Genomic DNA, 15,582 nt, shown 5'->3' with positions numbered 1-15,582 from the left:
ATCCGTCAGGGCCGGGCACTGCCGGGCAGCGCGGTCGGCTCAGAGCGTGACGAGGGTGACCTCGGTGGCCTTGACGCTGGTCCAGACCGAGGTGCCGTCGGTGAGGCCGAGTTCTGCGGCGGCCTGGTGGGTGATCTCGGCGACGAGGTCGGGTGCCTGGTCGGAGGTGACGAGAAGGCGCAGCCGGCTGCCGGCGGAGGTGATCTCACGGATCGTGCCGGGCCAGACGTTGCGGGGACTGCCGGCGGGTTTGTCGCGGTGCACGGAGACCGCCTCCGGCGCGATGATCGCCAGCGCCCGCGCCCCCTCGGTGAGGGTGTCGGCGACGACGAGCTGTCCGCCGCCGGCCAGCGCGAGGCCGCTGGTGGTCGCCGTACCGGGCCACGCGTTGCGGCCGAGCATCCGGGCCACCCACGGGGAGCGGGGATGCCGGGTCACGTCGGCGGGCGACGCGTCCTGGAGGGCGCGGCCGTCCTCGAGGACGAGCACCCGGTCGGCGAGGGCGACCGCTTCGACGGGGTCGTGAGTGACGATCAGACAGACGCCGCCGAACCCGTCGAGGTGGGTGCGCAGCGTGTGCCGGACATGGGCCCGCGTGGTCTGGTCGAGGGCGGCCAGCGGTTCGTCGAGCAGCAGCAGCCGGGGTCGGGCGGCGAGTGCGCGGGCGAGGGCGACGCGCTGGGCCTGCCCGCCGGAGAGCTGCGCGGGTCTGCGGTGGGCGAGATGGCCGACGCCGAGCCGGTCGAGCCACTGCTGGGCGGTGCGGCGTGCATCGGAGCGCGGGACGTGATGGGTGCGCAGACCGTAGGCGGTGTTGGACAGCGCGGTCAGATGCGGGAACAGCGCACCGTCCTGCGGGACCCACGCGACACCGCGCTTGTGCGGCGGCAGGTTCGTGACATCGGTGCTGCCGAGGCGCAGTTCGGCGTGCGCGCGGGGGGTGAGGCCGAGGAGGGCGCGCAGCAGCGTGGTCTTTCCGGCGCCGTTGGGTCCGACGATGGCAATGGTGGTGCCGGGCTCCGCGTCCAGGGTCAGCTGGTTGAACCCGGTGACGTCGGTGTGCAGCGACCACCGGTCCGGTGCGGCCGAGGACTTCGGGTCGGGAAAGCCGTCCGAGGGGGTGCTCGTCAACGGATCGGCCGGCGGCGGGCCGTCGTCCACGGGTCGCTTCGAGCTGCTCTCCCGGGCCACCGCCCCGCCGGCCCAGCGGCCGCGCAGCGCGATCAGTACGGCCATCGCGATGACGAGCAGCAACAGGGAGACGGACGTGGCGGCTTCGGGTGAGTCCTGCAGGAGCAGATAGACCTCGAGGGGCAGTGTCTGGGTGGTGCCGGGGAGGTTGCCCGCGAAGGTGATGGTCGCGCCGAACTCGCCCAGGGCGCGCGCCCAGGTCAGCGCCGCGCCCGCCACCAGGCCGGGGGCGACCATGGGCAGCGTGACGGTGAAGAACACCCGCACGGGCGCGGCGCCCAGTGAGGCGGCGGTCTCCTCGTAGCTCGGGCGCAGCCCCGCCAGGGTCCCCTCCAGGCTGATGACCAGGAACGGCATCGCCACGAAGGTCGCCGCGACCACCGCTCCGGAGGTGTGGAACGGCAGCACGATCCCGAACGTGTTCTCCAACCACGGCCCGAGCAGCCCCCGTCGGCCGAAGCCGAGCAGCAGCGCGACACCGCCCACGGTGGGCGGCAGCACCATCGGCAGCAGCACGAGGGAGCGCACCAGTGATTTGCCGGGGAAGTCGACCCGGGCCAGCAGCCATGCCAGCGGCACCCCGAGCAGGAGCGACAGGCCCAGGGCCCAGAACGACACCAGCAGCGACAGCCTCAGCGCCGTGGTGACGTCGGGGCTGGTCAGATGGGTGCCGATGTCACCCCAGTCGGTGCGGTAGAGGATGCCGATCAGCGGCATCAGCAGGAACGCGATCGCGAGCAGTGCGGGCAGCGCCAGCGCGACCGGGGTGCGCGCGCCGCGTGCTCGGCTGCGGATGCGTGTCATCGGCGGTTCCTGGGATCGGGGCAGGCGAAGGCAGTCACAGGGCTGTCCGGTCCCCCGACCCGGACAGCCCTCACGGCAGGGGGAGCTGCCGCTTCCCGCACAGGACTACGGCTGCTGGAAGCCCGCCGCCTGCAGGATCTTCTGCGCTTCGGGGGTGCTCAGCCAGGCCACGAACGCGGCGGCGGCCTCGCTGTTCTTCGTGGTCTTCAAGGTAGCGGCCGGGTACGAGGCGACGGCGTTCTGCGCGTCGGGGATCTCGATGGCGTCGACCTTGTTCGTGGCGGTCGCGGCGTCGGTCGCGTAGACGATGCCGGCGTCGGCTTCGCCGAGCTCGACCTTGCTCAGCACGGCGCGGACGTTCGGCTCCTGCGAGACCGGCTTGACCACGAGCTTCTGCGCGTCGAGGACCTGCTTGCTGTACCGGCCGACGGGGACGGCGGGTGCGGCGAGGACGACCTTGAACTTGGTGTCGGCCAGGTCCTTGAGGGCCGTGATCTTCAGCGGGTTGCCCTCACCGGTGGCGATCACCAGGCGGTTCTTGGCAATGATGGCCGGGGTGCCGGTGTCGGACTTCAGGCCGTCCATGGTCTTGGTGTCGGCGGTCACCAGGGCGTCGGCCGGCGCGCCCTGCTTGACCTGCGCGGCGAGTTCCTGCGAGCCGGCGAAGGAGAACTTCACCGTCGTGCCCGGGTGGCTCTTCTCGTACGCGGCGCCTGCGGTCTTGAACACATCGGTCAGCGAGGAGGCGGCCAGCACCGTCAGCGCGGCCTTGGGCGCACCGGAGGTGCTGGCGGACGGGGTCGCGGTGGAACCGGCGTCCTTCTTGTCGTCACTGCCGCAGGCCGCCACGAGCGGAACGAACAGGGCGGCGGTCACGATCGCGGCAGCGGCGCGGCGTCTGTTGAAGGCAAAGGACATGAGGGTTGGACTCCCTGGTGACGTGGCTGTTCGGGCCGACCGGTGTCGCCCGAGCGGGTGGTGGGGGCCGCGTCGGGGACGGACGACGCCGCTGGTTGGAGCGGTGGGTCAGGTGCGGTCGATGTGCACGCTGGTGGACTTCACGCGGGCGGTGGCCCGCATGCCGACCTCCAGGCCGAGTTCCTCGACGGCTTCACGGGTCAGCAGGGACACCAGCCGGTGCGGACCGGCCTGGATCTCCACCTGGGCGGCGACGTCGCCGAGCTTGACCGCGGTGACGATGCCGGGGAACGCGTTGCGGGCGGAGGTGTAGGAGGTGTCCTCCTCACCGGTGCCTGTCTGGGCGATCTCGATGGAGAACGCGGCCAGGTCCCGGCCGTCGATCAGTCGGCGGCCGCCGTCGTCGCGGTGGGTCGTCACCCGGCCGGCGTCCGCCCAGCGGCGCGCGGTATCCGGACTCACACCCAGCAGGCGCGCCGCCTGACCAATCGTGTAGGACTGCATGTGCGACACGGTAGGGGCAATTCCATGGCATTTGCAATTCATGATGCGAATCTCCATGGCAACTGCCCCACCCTTTAGTGAAAGGTCCAATGGCGGTGGTCAGGCGGTGAGAAGCGCCAGTCCGATCCGGCTCTGGAAAACACTCCAGGTGGAGATCTCCGCGCCGTAGACGCCCGGCACGGGAATGTCGTCACTCATGGGATGGCAGAGGGCGACGACCAAATATCCCCGGGGGGTGCCGCCCATGACCCCGACATTGAGACCGGTGCGCTCACAGATCAGCGGCGCCGCCCACAGGTCGGCGTCACCGGCGATCGGGCCGATCGTCACCCGGCGCCCGCTCAGGGAGAAGGGCTCGGTGACCGGGGGTCCGCCGCGGGCGGCGGCCCGCACGGACAGGGCGGCCAGGGCGTCCTCCTGGCGGAAGTACCCCGACCCGTCGTCCCCGGCCGACGCCGCCGCGGTGTGCAGATACCGTCCGTCCGGCCCCAGGAGCGCGGCGGCGTAGGCCACGCCCGGCTCCTCGATGATGTCGGCCCGCAGGAAGTCGTCCCACGCATGGGTGGCCTCGGCGCTCTGTGCGGCGGCCCCGTCCCGGGGTCCGGCACCGTTGTCCGGCGACACCCGCCCTATCCCCTGGCCGCGGATGCGTCGGGCGAGGGGCAGGCCCCGACCCATACGCTGCTGATGGCGCTGATGTAGCGGGCCCCGCAGCGGTCGGAGGGCACCACCAGCTGGCTGCCGGACTCGTCCAGCGCCCCGCCGTCCAGGAGGGTGGCCAGCAGGATGGGGGTGTCCCCGAAGTCGGCGTCGATCTCCGCCCAGGACAGCACCGTGTGGTGCCCGTCCCCGCCGGTGACCGTCAGCAGGAAACGCGAGCGGTCCTTACGCCGCCGGGCGTCGAAGGCGGGCTCCGCGGCGGAGACGACCTCCCGCAGCAGCGGCCCCTCGAAGCGGTGGTGCTGCGGCCCGTTGGTCGCGCAGTCGAAGACCACGTCGGCCCGGTGCTGCTCCCAGCCGTTCCGCAGATCGGCGACGGTCAGGGTGACCGGCCGGTGCACCTCGCCCCGCAGGAGGAAGGACCGGGTGCGCGGCGGCGCGGCGCGCTGCGGCGTACTGGGTCGGCTCATCCGATTCCCCCTCCGGGCGGTGCACGCGGCGGCTGCTCACAACCTCATGCCCAATCGTCCGTCCGGAGAATCGTAGATGCAACCTAAAAGTGCTCCAGTTCCTCGTGTATATGAGGTGGGAATGGTGTCTGGACCGGCAGACGCGGTGTTCCCGGTGCGAGAGGCCCGCGAGTACCGCCCGCCGCTCAGTCGCGGGGCAGGTGGGTGGCGATCTCGAGGAAGAAGGCGTCGATGCCCCGCACGGAGTGCAGGAAGTCGTCGAGGTTGACCGGCTTGGTGACGTAGGCGTTCGCGTGGTGCTGGTACGCGTCCGAAATGTCGTCCGGCGTGGACGAGGTCGTCAGGACGACCACCGGGATGCCGGCCAGCGACGGGTCGTCCTTGAGGACGGCCAGGAGTTCGCGGCCGTTCATCCGGGGCATGTTCAGATCCAGCACGATGAGATCGGGGCGATCGTTGGCCGGGTCCCGCAGGTGCTCCAGGGCGGCGACGCCGTCGTTGGCGCGGGCGATGGCGCGGGTCATCCCCTTTTCCGCGAGGGCTTCTTCGATGAGCATCGCATCGGCGGCGTCGTCCTCGACGAGCAGGATGCTGTAGGAGCGGGGAGAGGCGAGGGCGTTCACGGGTTCGCTCCTGTGAAGTTCGGCGGGACGGAACTGAGGGGGTGCCCGCGGCGGAAGGTCTCCGTGACCGGCCGGTGTGAGGGCGCCGTCCCGACCTGTTCGGCCGCTGCCGTCAACTGGGCAGGGTCGAGTCGGGCGGTGGACTCCTCGCGGCGCATGTGCCCACCCTACGGTCGTGTCGATGAGGCGACAATCATGGTTGCCCGCGCTGGGTACGATGGCGCGGCTGTACCCGGGGGCGGAGTGGTTGGCCCTGCCGCTGCCGCGGCGGGGCGGGGTGATCGAGGAGTCGCAGTGACAGGGCTTGCAGGGGCGCGCAGCCACGAGGATTCGGCCGAGCAGCGGCGCTCCGGAGCGGGTGGGGCCCGCCGGGCCGACGGTCCCACGGCGGGCTGGACGACGCGGCGCTGGCTGACGGCGGGTGCCTGCGCCGCGCTCGCGGTCCTCGCCGTCCTCGCGGCGACCGGGGTGTGGGTCTTCGCCCGCTCCACGGCGATCTCGGACCGGCTGGTGGACGGCAGTACCCCGGCGCTGGTGGCCTCGGTGCGGCTGGAAGGCGCGTTGATCAACCAGGAGACGGGGGCGCGGGGGTACGGGCTGACCGGGGAGCCGGGCTTCCTGGAGCCCTACCGCTCGGGCCTGCAACAACAGAAGGACGCCACCGCGCAGTTGCGGACCCTGTTGGCCGACGACCCGGCCGGGGGCGCCGACCTGGACGAGGTGCTCGCGCGGGCCGAGACCTGGCAGTCCCGGTTCGGCCGGCCGGTGGCCACCGCGCCGGCCGGTGCCCCGGTGGCCCTGGCCACCGAGCGGGCGGACGAGGGCCGGCAGGACTTCAACGCCATCCGCGTCAGCGCCGCGCATCTGGAGAAGGACCTGGAGGCCGCCAGGGACCGGGCGCACGCCGAACTGCACCACGTACGGTCCCAGCGCAACTGGATCTTCTCCCTCATCGCCGGGGTGATCCTCGCCCTGACGGTGCTGGTGTTCGCGGGGCTGCGCCGCGGTGTGACGCTGCCCCTGGGGCGGCTGTCCGACGACGTCCGGCGCGTCGCCGGGGGGAACTTCGGCCACCCGATCACGGCCAGCGGCCCGGCCGACCTGCGCCGGCTCGCGGTGGACGTCGAAGGGATGCGCGGCCGGCTCGCGGCCGAACTGGCCTTCTCGGACTCGGCCCGCGAGCAGCTGGACCTGCAGGCCGCCGAGCTGCGCCGCTCCAACGCCGAGCTGGAGCAGTTCGCCTACGTGGCCTCGCACGACCTGCAGGAGCCGCTGCGCAAGGTCGCCAGCTTCTGCCAGCTGCTGCAGCGCCGCTACGCCGACCAGCTCGACGACCGGGCCGTGCAGTACATCGACTTCGCCGTCGACGGCGCCAACCGCATGCAGACCCTCATCCACGACCTGCTGGCCTTCTCCCGGGTGGGGCGGCTGCACACCGACAACGAAACGGTCGACCTGGAGGAGCTGTTCTCGCGCACCACCGACGCGCTGAGCATCGCCGTCGAGGAGTCCGGCGCGCGGATCACCCACGACCCGCTGCCCGCGGTGTCCGGCGACGCCACCCAACTGGGCATGCTGCTGCAGAACCTCGTCTCCAACGCACTGAAGTTCCGCTCCGCCGAACGGACACCGGCGGTGCAGCTGAGCGCCCGCTGCGAGGACGGCCTGTGGCACTTCGCGGTCACCGACAACGGCATAGGCATCGGAGCCGAGTACGCCGAGCGGGTCTTCGTGATCTTCCAGCGGCTGCACACCCGGGAGGCCTATCCGGGCAACGGCATCGGGCTGGCCCTGTGCAAGAAGATCGTGGAGTTCCACGGCGGTACGATCGCGATCGACCCCGGCCACACCCCCGGCGCCCGCATCACCTTCACCCTCCCCAGACTGCCCCTTCCCCAGGCCGAGTCGGCCGCGGACACCGAGAGAGTCTCGCCATGAACGTGCAGGACGCTCACGGGAACGCCGGCGGGCGCCGCACCGCGCCGACGATGCCGCCCGCCCTGCCCGCCCAGCGGGCGCCGGGGCGCTACGCCGTCCTGCTCATCGAGGACGACGCCGGTGACGCGGTGCTGGTCGAGGAGTATCTGGCCGACACCGGTCTGAGCGTCGACCTGGAGTGGGCCCAGACGCTCGCCGACGGGCTGGCCCGGCTGAAGGGGCGGACACCCGACTGCATCCTGCTCGATCTCCACCTTCCCGACGCCTCGGGAACCGGTGCCGTCCAGCAGCTGCAGACCGCCTGCCCGGCCGCGGCCGTCATCGTCCTCACCGGCATGGCCGAGAGCAGCGCGGGCGCCGAGGCCGTCGCCGCGGGAGCCCAGGACTACCTCGTCAAAGGCGCCGTCACCAGCGAACTCCTCGACCGCGCACTGCGCTACGCGGTGCACCGCAAGCACGCCGAGCGCACCGCGACCGAGCTGCGCGAGAACCATCTGCGGGCTCAGGAGAACACCCGGCTGGAACGGGGGCTGCTGCCCACCCCCATGCTCACCACCCGGGCCGTGGTCCCCACCTCCTGCTATCTGCCCGGCCGCGAAGGCGCGCTGCTCGCCGGTGACTTCCTCGACGTCGTGGAGACCGCGGACGGCGTCGTCCACGCCGTCATCGGCGACGTCAGCGGCCATGGACCCGACGAGGCCGCCATCGGCGTGTGCCTGCGCATCGCCTGGCGCTCGCTCGTCCTGGGCGGCCACCGCGAGTCCGGCCTGCTGGCCCTGATGGAACAGGTCCTCGTCGCGGAACGCCCCTACTCCGCCATGTTCGCCACCGTCGCGACCATCTCGCTCCACCCGGACACCTGCCGGATCGACATCACGCTGGCCGGCCACGACGAACCCCTCCTCGTCCAGCACGGCACGGCCCGTCCGCTGCCGTCCCGGCCGGGTCTCGCCCTCGGTATCGGTCCTGGCGGCGGTGGCCGGCACACCACCCGGGCCGAACTCCCGCCCGCCGCCTCGCTGCTGCTGCACACCGACGGTCTGGTGGAGGGGCACAGCGGTCCCGGGCACGAACGCCTGGGGACCACCGGCCTGCTGTCCATCATCGACAGCGCACCGCGGACGAGCGGGCAGGGGCTGGTGGACCATCTGACCACCGTCACCCGGAAACTGGACGCCGGACGTCATCTGGACGACCTCGCCATCCTGTTGCTCAGCTGGGACTTCACCGCCCCGGAGGGCGGCGGACGCACCGTCTGAACCCCTCGCGGTCAGGTTGTCCACAGGCCCGCCGGTGCTGCCGGAGGCATTGTCCGAGGCTCCCCCTAGAGTCGCAGCAACGTGATCGCGGCGGCGCTGCGACCGGGGGTGTGGCATGCGGTGTGCCCTAGGTGTGCCATGCCCCGGAACAGGCCGTCTGACCAAGGAGACAGCACATGGGGTGGGTTCCGGCCGGCGACTACGAAGTCGCCCTCGACGACGGGAAAGTGGTCTGCCGCAACGCGGCGGGGCGCCGGCTGAAGACGGTACCGCCGAAGCTGGCCGACGATCCGGCCGTGGTCGGGCTGCGCCAGCTGGTGGAGTGGCTGGACCGGCACGAACGGCAGTGCGTCGCCGACGTGGAGCGGTGGATGGTGCGCTCGCTGCCCGTCCCGGTCGCCGCCGTCGCCCAGGTCTGGCAGGACACCGCCTGGCAGTCGGCCCTGCGCGACCTCGTCGTCATGGGGGAGAACGGCGACGTCGCCGGGTTCCTGCGGGACGCCGACCCCGTCCGCGGCCTCGGCCTGGTGGACCTGGACGGTGACACCGTGCGCATCAGCCCCGAGCTGGTCCGCATACCGCACCCCGTGCTGCTGGAGGACCTCGAAGAACTCCGCGAGTTCGCGGTCGAACTCACCGTGAACCAGCGGGTGCAGCAGCTCTTCCGCGAGGTGTGGCGCCGCCCGGCCGGCCCGGACGCGGAGACCGCCTCGGTCGACGACTACGCGGGCGGCACCTTCAAGGAACTGCGGTTCCTGCACGGCCGCGCCACCCAGCTCGGCTACCGGGCGCGCGGCGGCCAGGCGGTCTGCCCGGTGGTCGAGGACGGCAGAACCGTCGAGGCACGGATCTGGATCGGCGACTACGAGAGCTACGAGCAGACCGAGACCGGCTCGCTGACCTGGACCGACGGCGCGGGACGGGCGTTGACGGCCGGCCAGGTCGGCCCGGTCGCCTGGTCGGAAGGCATGCGCATGGCGGCGGCCCTGTACGCGGGACGCGACATCGAGGACGAGGAGCAGGCGGCATGAAGACCGACGACATCACCCGGGCCGCGGCGCTGCTCGACGCCGGCGCGATCCTGCGCCCCGGCACCGTCACCCGTGACGACGCCGACGCGCTCACCGCCCGCACCTACACGCACCCGGCGCTCGACGACCGGCGCGTGGTGCGCCTGGTGGCGGGCACCCTCGGCGAGGCCGAGGACCTGGCGCTGGACTTCCTCGGGCTCGTCCGCGAACCCGACGCCCCCGAGGTGGGACAGGTCCGCCGGGAGACGTTGGGCTTCCCCGCCTGGGCGCTGGTCAACGACCCGGCCAACGGCCACCACGCCCTCGCCCTCGTCAAGGACATGGAGCGGCTCGCCCGCCAGGCCAAGTCGCGTGCCGGCGCGGCGAAGGACGGCTTCGAAGCGCTCGCCATCCGGCTCGGCCGGGCCGTACCGCACTTCCTGCCGACCTTCTACGAGCAGGCCGCCCGGGTCTTCCTCCAGCACGACAACAGCACCTACGCCGCGACGCTCTTCGGCAAGGCACGTGCCGCCGAGCGCGTCCACGGGCTCGCCGTCGACGAGGACCGGCAGCGGGCGGTCTTCCTGGAGTTCGCCTTCGCCGGCGCGCTGACCGTCAAGGCGCTCAAGGACCATGTGCAGGACCTCTCCCGGCGGCTCGACCCGGCGGAGGCCTGGGCGCAGTTCCGCCAGCTCGCCGTCGAACGGTGCGCCGCCGGGATGCCGCCGTACGCCGCCCTGCCGCAGGACGCCCGCGGGCTCATCAAGGCCGCGGGTCTCGACCGGGTGACCGCGGAGTCGGCGTTCGTCGCCGATCTGCTCGCCTCACCCAGCATCGTCCGCGCGCCCGCCTCGTTCTGGACCGCCTACCGCGCCACCCTCGTGGTGCTCGCCGATGGTGAACCCGCCGTCCGCGCCCGGCTGCTGGAGATCATGCCGACCGGCCTCGGGAGCGGCCGGTCCGCCGACGAGTCCTGGCTCGCGCTGCTCGCCGAGACGGGCGCCGACACCCTGCTCACCGAGGAGACCGGCACCGCGGGCGCCGATCCGGCGGACTGGCTCAGCCGCTGGGCCCTGCACCGCAAGCACGGTTCCTCCAGCTCCCAGCGGTGCCCGGTCACGCTCGCGCTCGTGGAGCGGATGGCCGCCCGGCTGCGCCTCGACGGACGTCCGGTCGACCTCTTCCAGGGGCGCTGGCACGCGGGCGCCGACCTCGACCTGCTCGACGGCTGCCTGACCTGGGGCATTCCGCTCACCGAACCGGCCCCCGGCGCCCCGGTCCATCTCCCGCTGGAGGGCTGGCTCAGTGACGGTGTGCCCGGCCGCCGTGACCTGACCGCCGTCGCGGGCCGCCCCCGGTTCCGCGAGCTGCTGTACGACGCCCTGAGCGGCCTCAACGGTCACCGGGCGGGGACCTCCGTGCTCGAGGCGATCGCCGGCCACCCGGTCCTGAGCGCGGTGCTCCACGACTGGCTGCGCGACCGCGCCGCGGAGTTCACCGGAGCGACCGGACTGCCCGGCTCGCGCGCGGCGCTCAGCCGGATCGCACCGTTCCGCCCGGTGGCCGCCCAGGTCAACGCCGCGGCTGTCGCCCGGGTCGCCGGACACGACCTGGCCCCGATCCTCGCCGCCACCCTGCGCGCGGGCATCGTGGACGAACTGGGCTGGCCGGCCCTGGAGGGGGCCTACCAACAGCTCAACACCGGTCAGGCCGACCAGAACCACTGGATCGTCGTCGCCGAGGCGTGGCCCGCGCTCATCGTCGCGAACCGGCACCGGGCCGTCGTCGTCGGACCCGAAGGGGTGCTGCTGGAACACGAACTGCGCCTCCCGGCCGACCTCGACCGGTGGCGGCGCCCGCACTTCCGCTACACGGACGGCGAACTGCTCGTCATCTGGCAGGAGGACGGCAAGCAGCGCGCCTACTGGTCGGCTCGCCCCACCGAGGTGTTCACGCTCGGCGGCGAACAGCTGCCGTACTGGTGGAACGCCCAGCTGGCCGGCTCCCCGTCGCTGCCGTTGCCCGGAGGTGGCCGCGCCACCGGCGGCCGGACCCTGCACGCCGGTGACACGACCCTGCCGTCCTCCCGGCCCGTGCTGGGCGACGGCACCGGACACTGGCGCCAGGGCAAGCAGGGCCGCGAGCACATCTGGGTCGAGTACGACCCGGCCGGCGGCACGCACGGACGCGCCTCGCTGCCCGCCTTCCTGCAGTCCGGGATCCGGGAGGACGCCCGGCTCTCGCCGGAGGACTGCGAGGTCCTGCCGTTGCTCCCCGGCCTGGAGAGCACCCCGTTCGGCACCGACGGCACCGTCCTGGGCCGCTGGGTGCGTACCGAGGGCCGCGACCACGAGCGGCGGGTCACCGCCGGCACACCCGACGGGCGCACCGTCACCCTCCCGGTGGCCCCGGGCCGGAACCGCCACCCCGTACCGCTGGGCGTCCTGCGGCTGCCGGGCGGAGCGGGCCCCGTCGCCGCCCTGGTCGGCACCACGATCCAGCTCCACCCGGCGGACGCCGCATCCGTCGAGGCCGGTGTGCTGGGCTCCGTCTCCGTCTCCGAACAGGGCGGCGAGTACGCGGCAGGCACCGGATACGTTCCGCCGCCGGCGTTCTGGCACGCCCTGCGCCCGCGCGACGAGCAGGGCTCGGCCGCCCTGCGCGCGGTCTCCGACGCGGACATCGCGTCCCTGCTCAGCGCGGCGATCACCGCCCTGGCGGAGCGCCGCGCCGCGGCCGCGGGACAGGAGAAGTACACCGGCCCGTCCGCGGACGAGGTGGCTCGGACGGCTGTCGCCGCGGCACTTCCCGCGCTGTCCGACCCGCGGCTGCTCACGGGAGTGACCGCGATCGTGCGGGCGGCAGTCAACCATGTGGTCGCCACCGCCTCGTTCGTCGCACCCGTGCAGCCCAAGCAGCCGAAGACACCGCGGACCGAGGGCATGTACGCCCAGCACCGGCCCGCACACGGCGACGACACGACCCTGCGGGCCGCCACCGCCGGTATCGCCACGCCCGGCGGCTACATGCGCTGGGGACAGGGCGAGGAGTGGACCGCCCTCCAGCAGATCCTGTCGGTCAATCACGTCCTGTCGGGGAAGCCCGCCGACGGCAAGCCGCTGCCCGAACCCACCCCGCTGCCGGCCCTCGGCGACGGCTGGACCGGCGAGGCCCAGACGGTCCCCGCCGTCGGGATGGTCTGGCTGCCCTTCCTGAACAGACTGCGGCATCTCGCCTACCGCGCGGCTGCCCCCAGCACCTCCGCCGAGCACCGGGAGGCACTGCTGACCCTTCTCGAAGCGGTCGCCACCGGCCCCCTCGCGGACCCCTCGGGCGCCCTGCGCGAGGTCGTCCTGTGCGAGGAGGGCACCGAGCGGGAACGGGTCGGCCAGGTGCTGCGCCGCGGTGGCCGCACCGTGGTGATCCTCGGCCGGCAGAACGTCAACCGGGGCAACGGCCGTGTGCACTGGCTCGCCCTCGACCACGACCCGGAGGGGACGTTCGGCCGGATCGCCGACTTCACCCTCCACGAGGAGCAGCGTCACGACCCGGCGTTCCCGCACGAGCGTCTGCTGCCGCTGATCCGCCTCGTCCGGGAGCGGGGCGCCGTCCCGTGGCGGCCCGAAACGGCCGTCGCGCTCGACGCCGCCACCGGCATCGGGCCCGCCCAGGCGGCCCTGCTGGTCGCGGCGGGCACCGGCGAGACGGAGACGGCCGGGCTCTCCGTGCTCGGCCTCAAGACCCGTCAGGCGGAACGGGCCGACCACCGGCTGAACTCGCTCGGCCGTGCCAACCGGCTGGCGCTGCTGGACGCACTGCTGCCGGCCGACCCGGCCGAACTGTGGGCGACGGGACCGGACATCGAGGCGGCGGCCCGGGTCTGGGCCGAGCGCCTGGGATCGCTGATCCGGCTGCCGGAGGATCTGGCGGACGTGCTGCACGGCGTCGGTACGGAAGCTGCGGAGGCGGTCCTCAACCCCGCGCGGACCGCGTGGCTGAGCCGCACCACCACCATGCGGCGCGACAAGGACGGCAACCTCGTCCCCGACGACCCGTCGGCCCTGCCCGGCCGGGGAGACCTCACCGGCGCCGTCGCCGCGCTCAGCGGGCTCGCCTACGGACTGCCGTACGGACATCCGCTGCGCGCCCATCTGCCCGCCGGACTCTCCGCTGTTCGCCGCCGTCTGACCGACCCCGGACTCGTCCTCGACCTGGACGTGGAGTGGACCGAGAAGGGCACCCCGACCGCCGCGGCACTGCGCACGGCCTACGGCCTGCCCGCGACCGGCGGAGCGGGACCTGACGGTCTCACCCGCGTCGGGGACAGCCTCGTGCTGCGCCCCTGGTACGGCGACAACGAGATGACCCTGGTGCGCACGGCAGGCATCACCGGCGCCGACGATCCCGTCTTCGGACTGCTCGAAGGACTTCTCGGCTCCGGGCGGATCAGTACCCTCGCCTCGGTACGAGCGCTGTTCGGCAGCGACCTGGAGCAGGCCGTCAACGCCGGGACCGGGCCCGACGACTTCACCGGACACGCGCAGGACCCCACCCGATCGGTGCCGGAACTGGTCACTGAGGTGGCCGCCGCCCACGCGCTGAGCGAGGACGCGGCCGCGGTCTACCTGCAGCTGCTGGCCCTGCCCGACCCGACGGACCGCGACTGCGCCCGCTGGACCGGCTGGAAGCCCGCCCGGCTGAAGAAGGCGCGGGCCGAACTCGCCGCCACCGACCTGGTCCTGGAGGCCAAGCGGTCCCGCGCGGGCCGGACCCTGTTCCTGCCCTGCGGCTGGCACGACTTCAAGTCGTCCGCCCTGCCGGTGGAGACCTGGAAGGAAGGGCTCTACCCGCTGCGCGACCACGTACGGGCCGTACCGCTGCTGCCGGTGCCCGCGCTGTTCGCCCGCGCCTGGGGGCGCGTGCAGGACGGCGACGCCCCCGCCTTCGAAGAACTCACCACCCGTGCCACCCGGAAGGGCCGCCGTCGATGACCACCGACATCCGCACCGAGACCGCATCCTCCGCAGCGCCGGACCGCCAGGTCAGCCCGCCCGAGGACCGCCACGCCACCGAACTGGCCTTCCTCGCCGCCTACGACAGCGGCCCCCGTCCGCCCTCCTGGCGGCTGACCCCGCGCACCGTCGTTACCTTCGTGATGGGCAGCAACGGCGAGGCCCTGCACCTGCCGGAGGCCGCCGCGGCGCCCGAAGGGGTGCCGCGCCGGCTGGTCGTCGAGCAGAAGTTCGTCGGCGACCGGGCCCTGGTGGAACGCTGCGTCGTCACCCTCGCCGGAGAGCGCGGGCTGCTGCTCGTCGGCGAGCCCGGCACCGCCAAGTCCATGCTCTCCGAGCTGCTGTCGGCCGCCGTGTGCGGCACCAGCGGCCTGGTGGTGCAGGGCACCGCGGGCACCACCGAGGACCAGCTCAAGTACGGCTGGAACTACGCGCTGCTGCTGGCCCAGGGCCCCACCCGGCAGGCCCTGGTGCCGTCCCCGGTGCTCACCGCCATGACCCGCGGCGCCGTCGCCCGGGTCGAGGAGATCACCCGCTGCCTGCCGGAGGTCCAGGACGCACTGGTCTCGCTGCTGTCCGAACGCCGCATCGCCGTCCCGGAGCTGGCCGGCGGGGAGGACGCCCTCGCGCACGCCGCCCCCGGCTTCACGCTCATCGCGACCGCCAACCTCCGTGACAAGGGCGTCTCCGAGATGTCCGCCGCCCTCAAGCGGCGCTTCAACTTCGAGACCGTCGGGCCCATCGGCGATCTCGACGCCGAGACCGCCCTCGTGCGCCGCCAGGCCCACGCGGCCGTCACGCGGGCGGGCGCCCCCTTCCAGGTGGACGACGCGATCCTCGAAGCCCTCGTGACGGCCTTCCGCGATCTGCGGGACGGGCGGTCGGCCGAGGGCTGGGAGGTCGAACGCCCCTCCACGGTGATGAGTACCGCGGAAGCCGTGTCGGTGGCCGGTGCCCTCGCCCTGGCCGCCGCGTACTTCCCCGGCGACCGTGACGTGCTGTCCCTGCTCCCGGGCCACCTGCTCGGCGTCGTCCGCAAGGACGATCCGGCGGACGCCGCCCGCTTGCTGGGGTACTGGGACGGCGCGGTGCGCCGCCGGGCCGAGCAGGGCTCCGCGACCTGGCGCACGCTGTGGGACCTGCGCTCGGTCCTGGAGAGCTGACGCCATGACCGTTCCGCCCATCACACGGTC

General features: G+C 73.1%; 11 protein-coding genes. 5 read left to right on the top strand and 6 right to left on the bottom strand.

The window, feature by feature from the left end:
• Nucleotides 1-39 precede the first annotated feature (39 nt).
• From LNW72_RS05725 to LNW72_RS05700, 6 genes are all read right to left on the bottom strand, one after another.
• Nucleotides 40-1,995 (bottom strand): ABC transporter permease, encoded by a 1,956-nt coding sequence (locus LNW72_RS05725; protein ID WP_250974366.1) that lies wholly within the window; start codon nt 1,993-1,995, stop codon nt 40-42.
• 105 nt (nt 1,996-2,100) lie between these two features.
• Nucleotides 2,101-2,913, bottom strand: a complete 813-nt coding sequence (modA, locus tag LNW72_RS05720; RefSeq protein ID WP_250974365.1) for a molybdate ABC transporter substrate-binding protein — start codon at nt 2,911-2,913, stop codon at nt 2,101-2,103.
• 108 nt (nt 2,914-3,021) lie between these two features.
• On the bottom strand, nt 3,022-3,417 hold the full coding sequence (locus LNW72_RS05715; RefSeq protein ID WP_250974364.1) for a helix-turn-helix transcriptional regulator: 396 nt from the start codon (nt 3,415-3,417) through the stop codon (nt 3,022-3,024).
• Between the two features lie 99 nt (nt 3,418-3,516).
• Nucleotides 3,517-4,041, bottom strand: a complete 525-nt coding sequence (locus LNW72_RS05710) for a hypothetical protein (RefSeq protein WP_250974363.1) — start codon at nt 4,039-4,041, stop codon at nt 3,517-3,519.
• 5 nt (nt 4,042-4,046) lie between these two features.
• A complete protein-coding gene (locus LNW72_RS05705; protein ID WP_250974362.1) occupies nt 4,047-4,547 on the bottom strand; it encodes a molybdopterin-dependent oxidoreductase in 501 nt (166 codons plus the stop codon).
• 185 nt (nt 4,548-4,732) lie between these two features.
• A complete protein-coding gene (locus tag LNW72_RS05700; RefSeq protein ID WP_250974361.1) occupies nt 4,733-5,170 on the bottom strand; it encodes a response regulator in 438 nt (145 codons plus the stop codon).
• Nucleotides 5,171-5,581: 411 nt separating this feature from the next.
• On the opposite strand from LNW72_RS05700, the gene LNW72_RS05695 reads away from it, so the two are divergent.
• The 5 genes from LNW72_RS05695 (at nt 5,582) to LNW72_RS05675 (ending at nt 15,552) form a co-directional block, all read left to right on the top strand.
• The gene (locus tag LNW72_RS05695; protein ID WP_250980032.1) at nt 5,582-7,108 is read left to right on the top strand and encodes an ATP-binding protein; all 1,527 of its coding nucleotides are present in this window, start codon (nt 5,582-5,584) and stop codon (nt 7,106-7,108) included.
• The gene (locus LNW72_RS05690) at nt 7,105-8,367 is read left to right on the top strand and encodes a fused response regulator/phosphatase (RefSeq protein WP_250974360.1); all 1,263 of its coding nucleotides are present in this window, start codon (nt 7,105-7,107) and stop codon (nt 8,365-8,367) included. Before LNW72_RS05695 ends, LNW72_RS05690 begins: the two co-directional genes overlap by 4 nt.
• A 176-nt stretch (nt 8,368-8,543) precedes the next feature.
• Complete coding sequence (locus LNW72_RS05685) at nt 8,544-9,398, top strand: DUF4132 domain-containing protein (RefSeq protein WP_250974359.1); 855 nt, start codon at nt 8,544-8,546, stop codon at nt 9,396-9,398.
• A complete protein-coding gene (locus tag LNW72_RS05680) occupies nt 9,395-14,368 on the top strand; it encodes a hypothetical protein (protein WP_250974358.1) in 4,974 nt (1,657 codons plus the stop codon). Before LNW72_RS05685 ends, LNW72_RS05680 begins: the two co-directional genes overlap by 4 nt.
• Entirely contained in the window at nt 14,365-15,552 is a 1,188-nt protein-coding gene (locus tag LNW72_RS05675) for an AAA family ATPase (protein ID WP_250974357.1), read from the top strand. The genes LNW72_RS05680 and LNW72_RS05675 overlap by 4 nt, the downstream gene beginning before the upstream one ends.
• The last annotated feature ends 30 nt before the right edge of the window (nt 15,553-15,582 follow it).

It is taken from the genome of Streptomyces sp. RKAG293, assembly GCF_023701745.1.
In the GTDB taxonomy this organism is placed as follows: Bacteria; Actinomycetota; Actinomycetes; order Streptomycetales; family Streptomycetaceae; genus Actinacidiphila.
Note: the sequence above shows the minus strand (reverse complement) of the source record. Positions and strands in the feature narration are given on the sequence as shown.

Excerpts from the sequence above, each read along its gene's own strand:
- LNW72_RS05675 (WP_250974357.1), top strand. The coding sequence starts at position 14,365 with ATGACCACCGACATCCGCACCGAGACCGCATCCTCCGCAGCGCCGGAC.
- LNW72_RS05690 (WP_250974360.1), top strand. The coding sequence starts at position 7,105 with ATGAACGTGCAGGACGCTCACGGGAACGCCGGCGGGCGCCGCACCGCG.
- LNW72_RS05715 (WP_250974364.1), bottom strand. The coding sequence starts at position 3,417 with ATGCAGTCCTACACGATTGGTCAGGCGGCGCGCCTGCTGGGTGTGAGT.
- LNW72_RS05680 (WP_250974358.1), top strand. The coding sequence starts at position 9,395 with ATGAAGACCGACGACATCACCCGGGCCGCGGCGCTGCTCGACGCCGGC.
- modA (WP_250974365.1), bottom strand. The coding sequence starts at position 2,913 with ATGTCCTTTGCCTTCAACAGACGCCGCGCCGCTGCCGCGATCGTGACC.
- LNW72_RS05685 (WP_250974359.1), top strand. The coding sequence starts at position 8,544 with ATGGGGTGGGTTCCGGCCGGCGACTACGAAGTCGCCCTCGACGACGGG.
- LNW72_RS05705 (WP_250974362.1), bottom strand. The coding sequence starts at position 4,547 with ATGAGCCGACCCAGTACGCCGCAGCGCGCCGCGCCGCCGCGCACCCGG.
- LNW72_RS05725 (WP_250974366.1), bottom strand. The coding sequence starts at position 1,995 with ATGACACGCATCCGCAGCCGAGCACGCGGCGCGCGCACCCCGGTCGCG.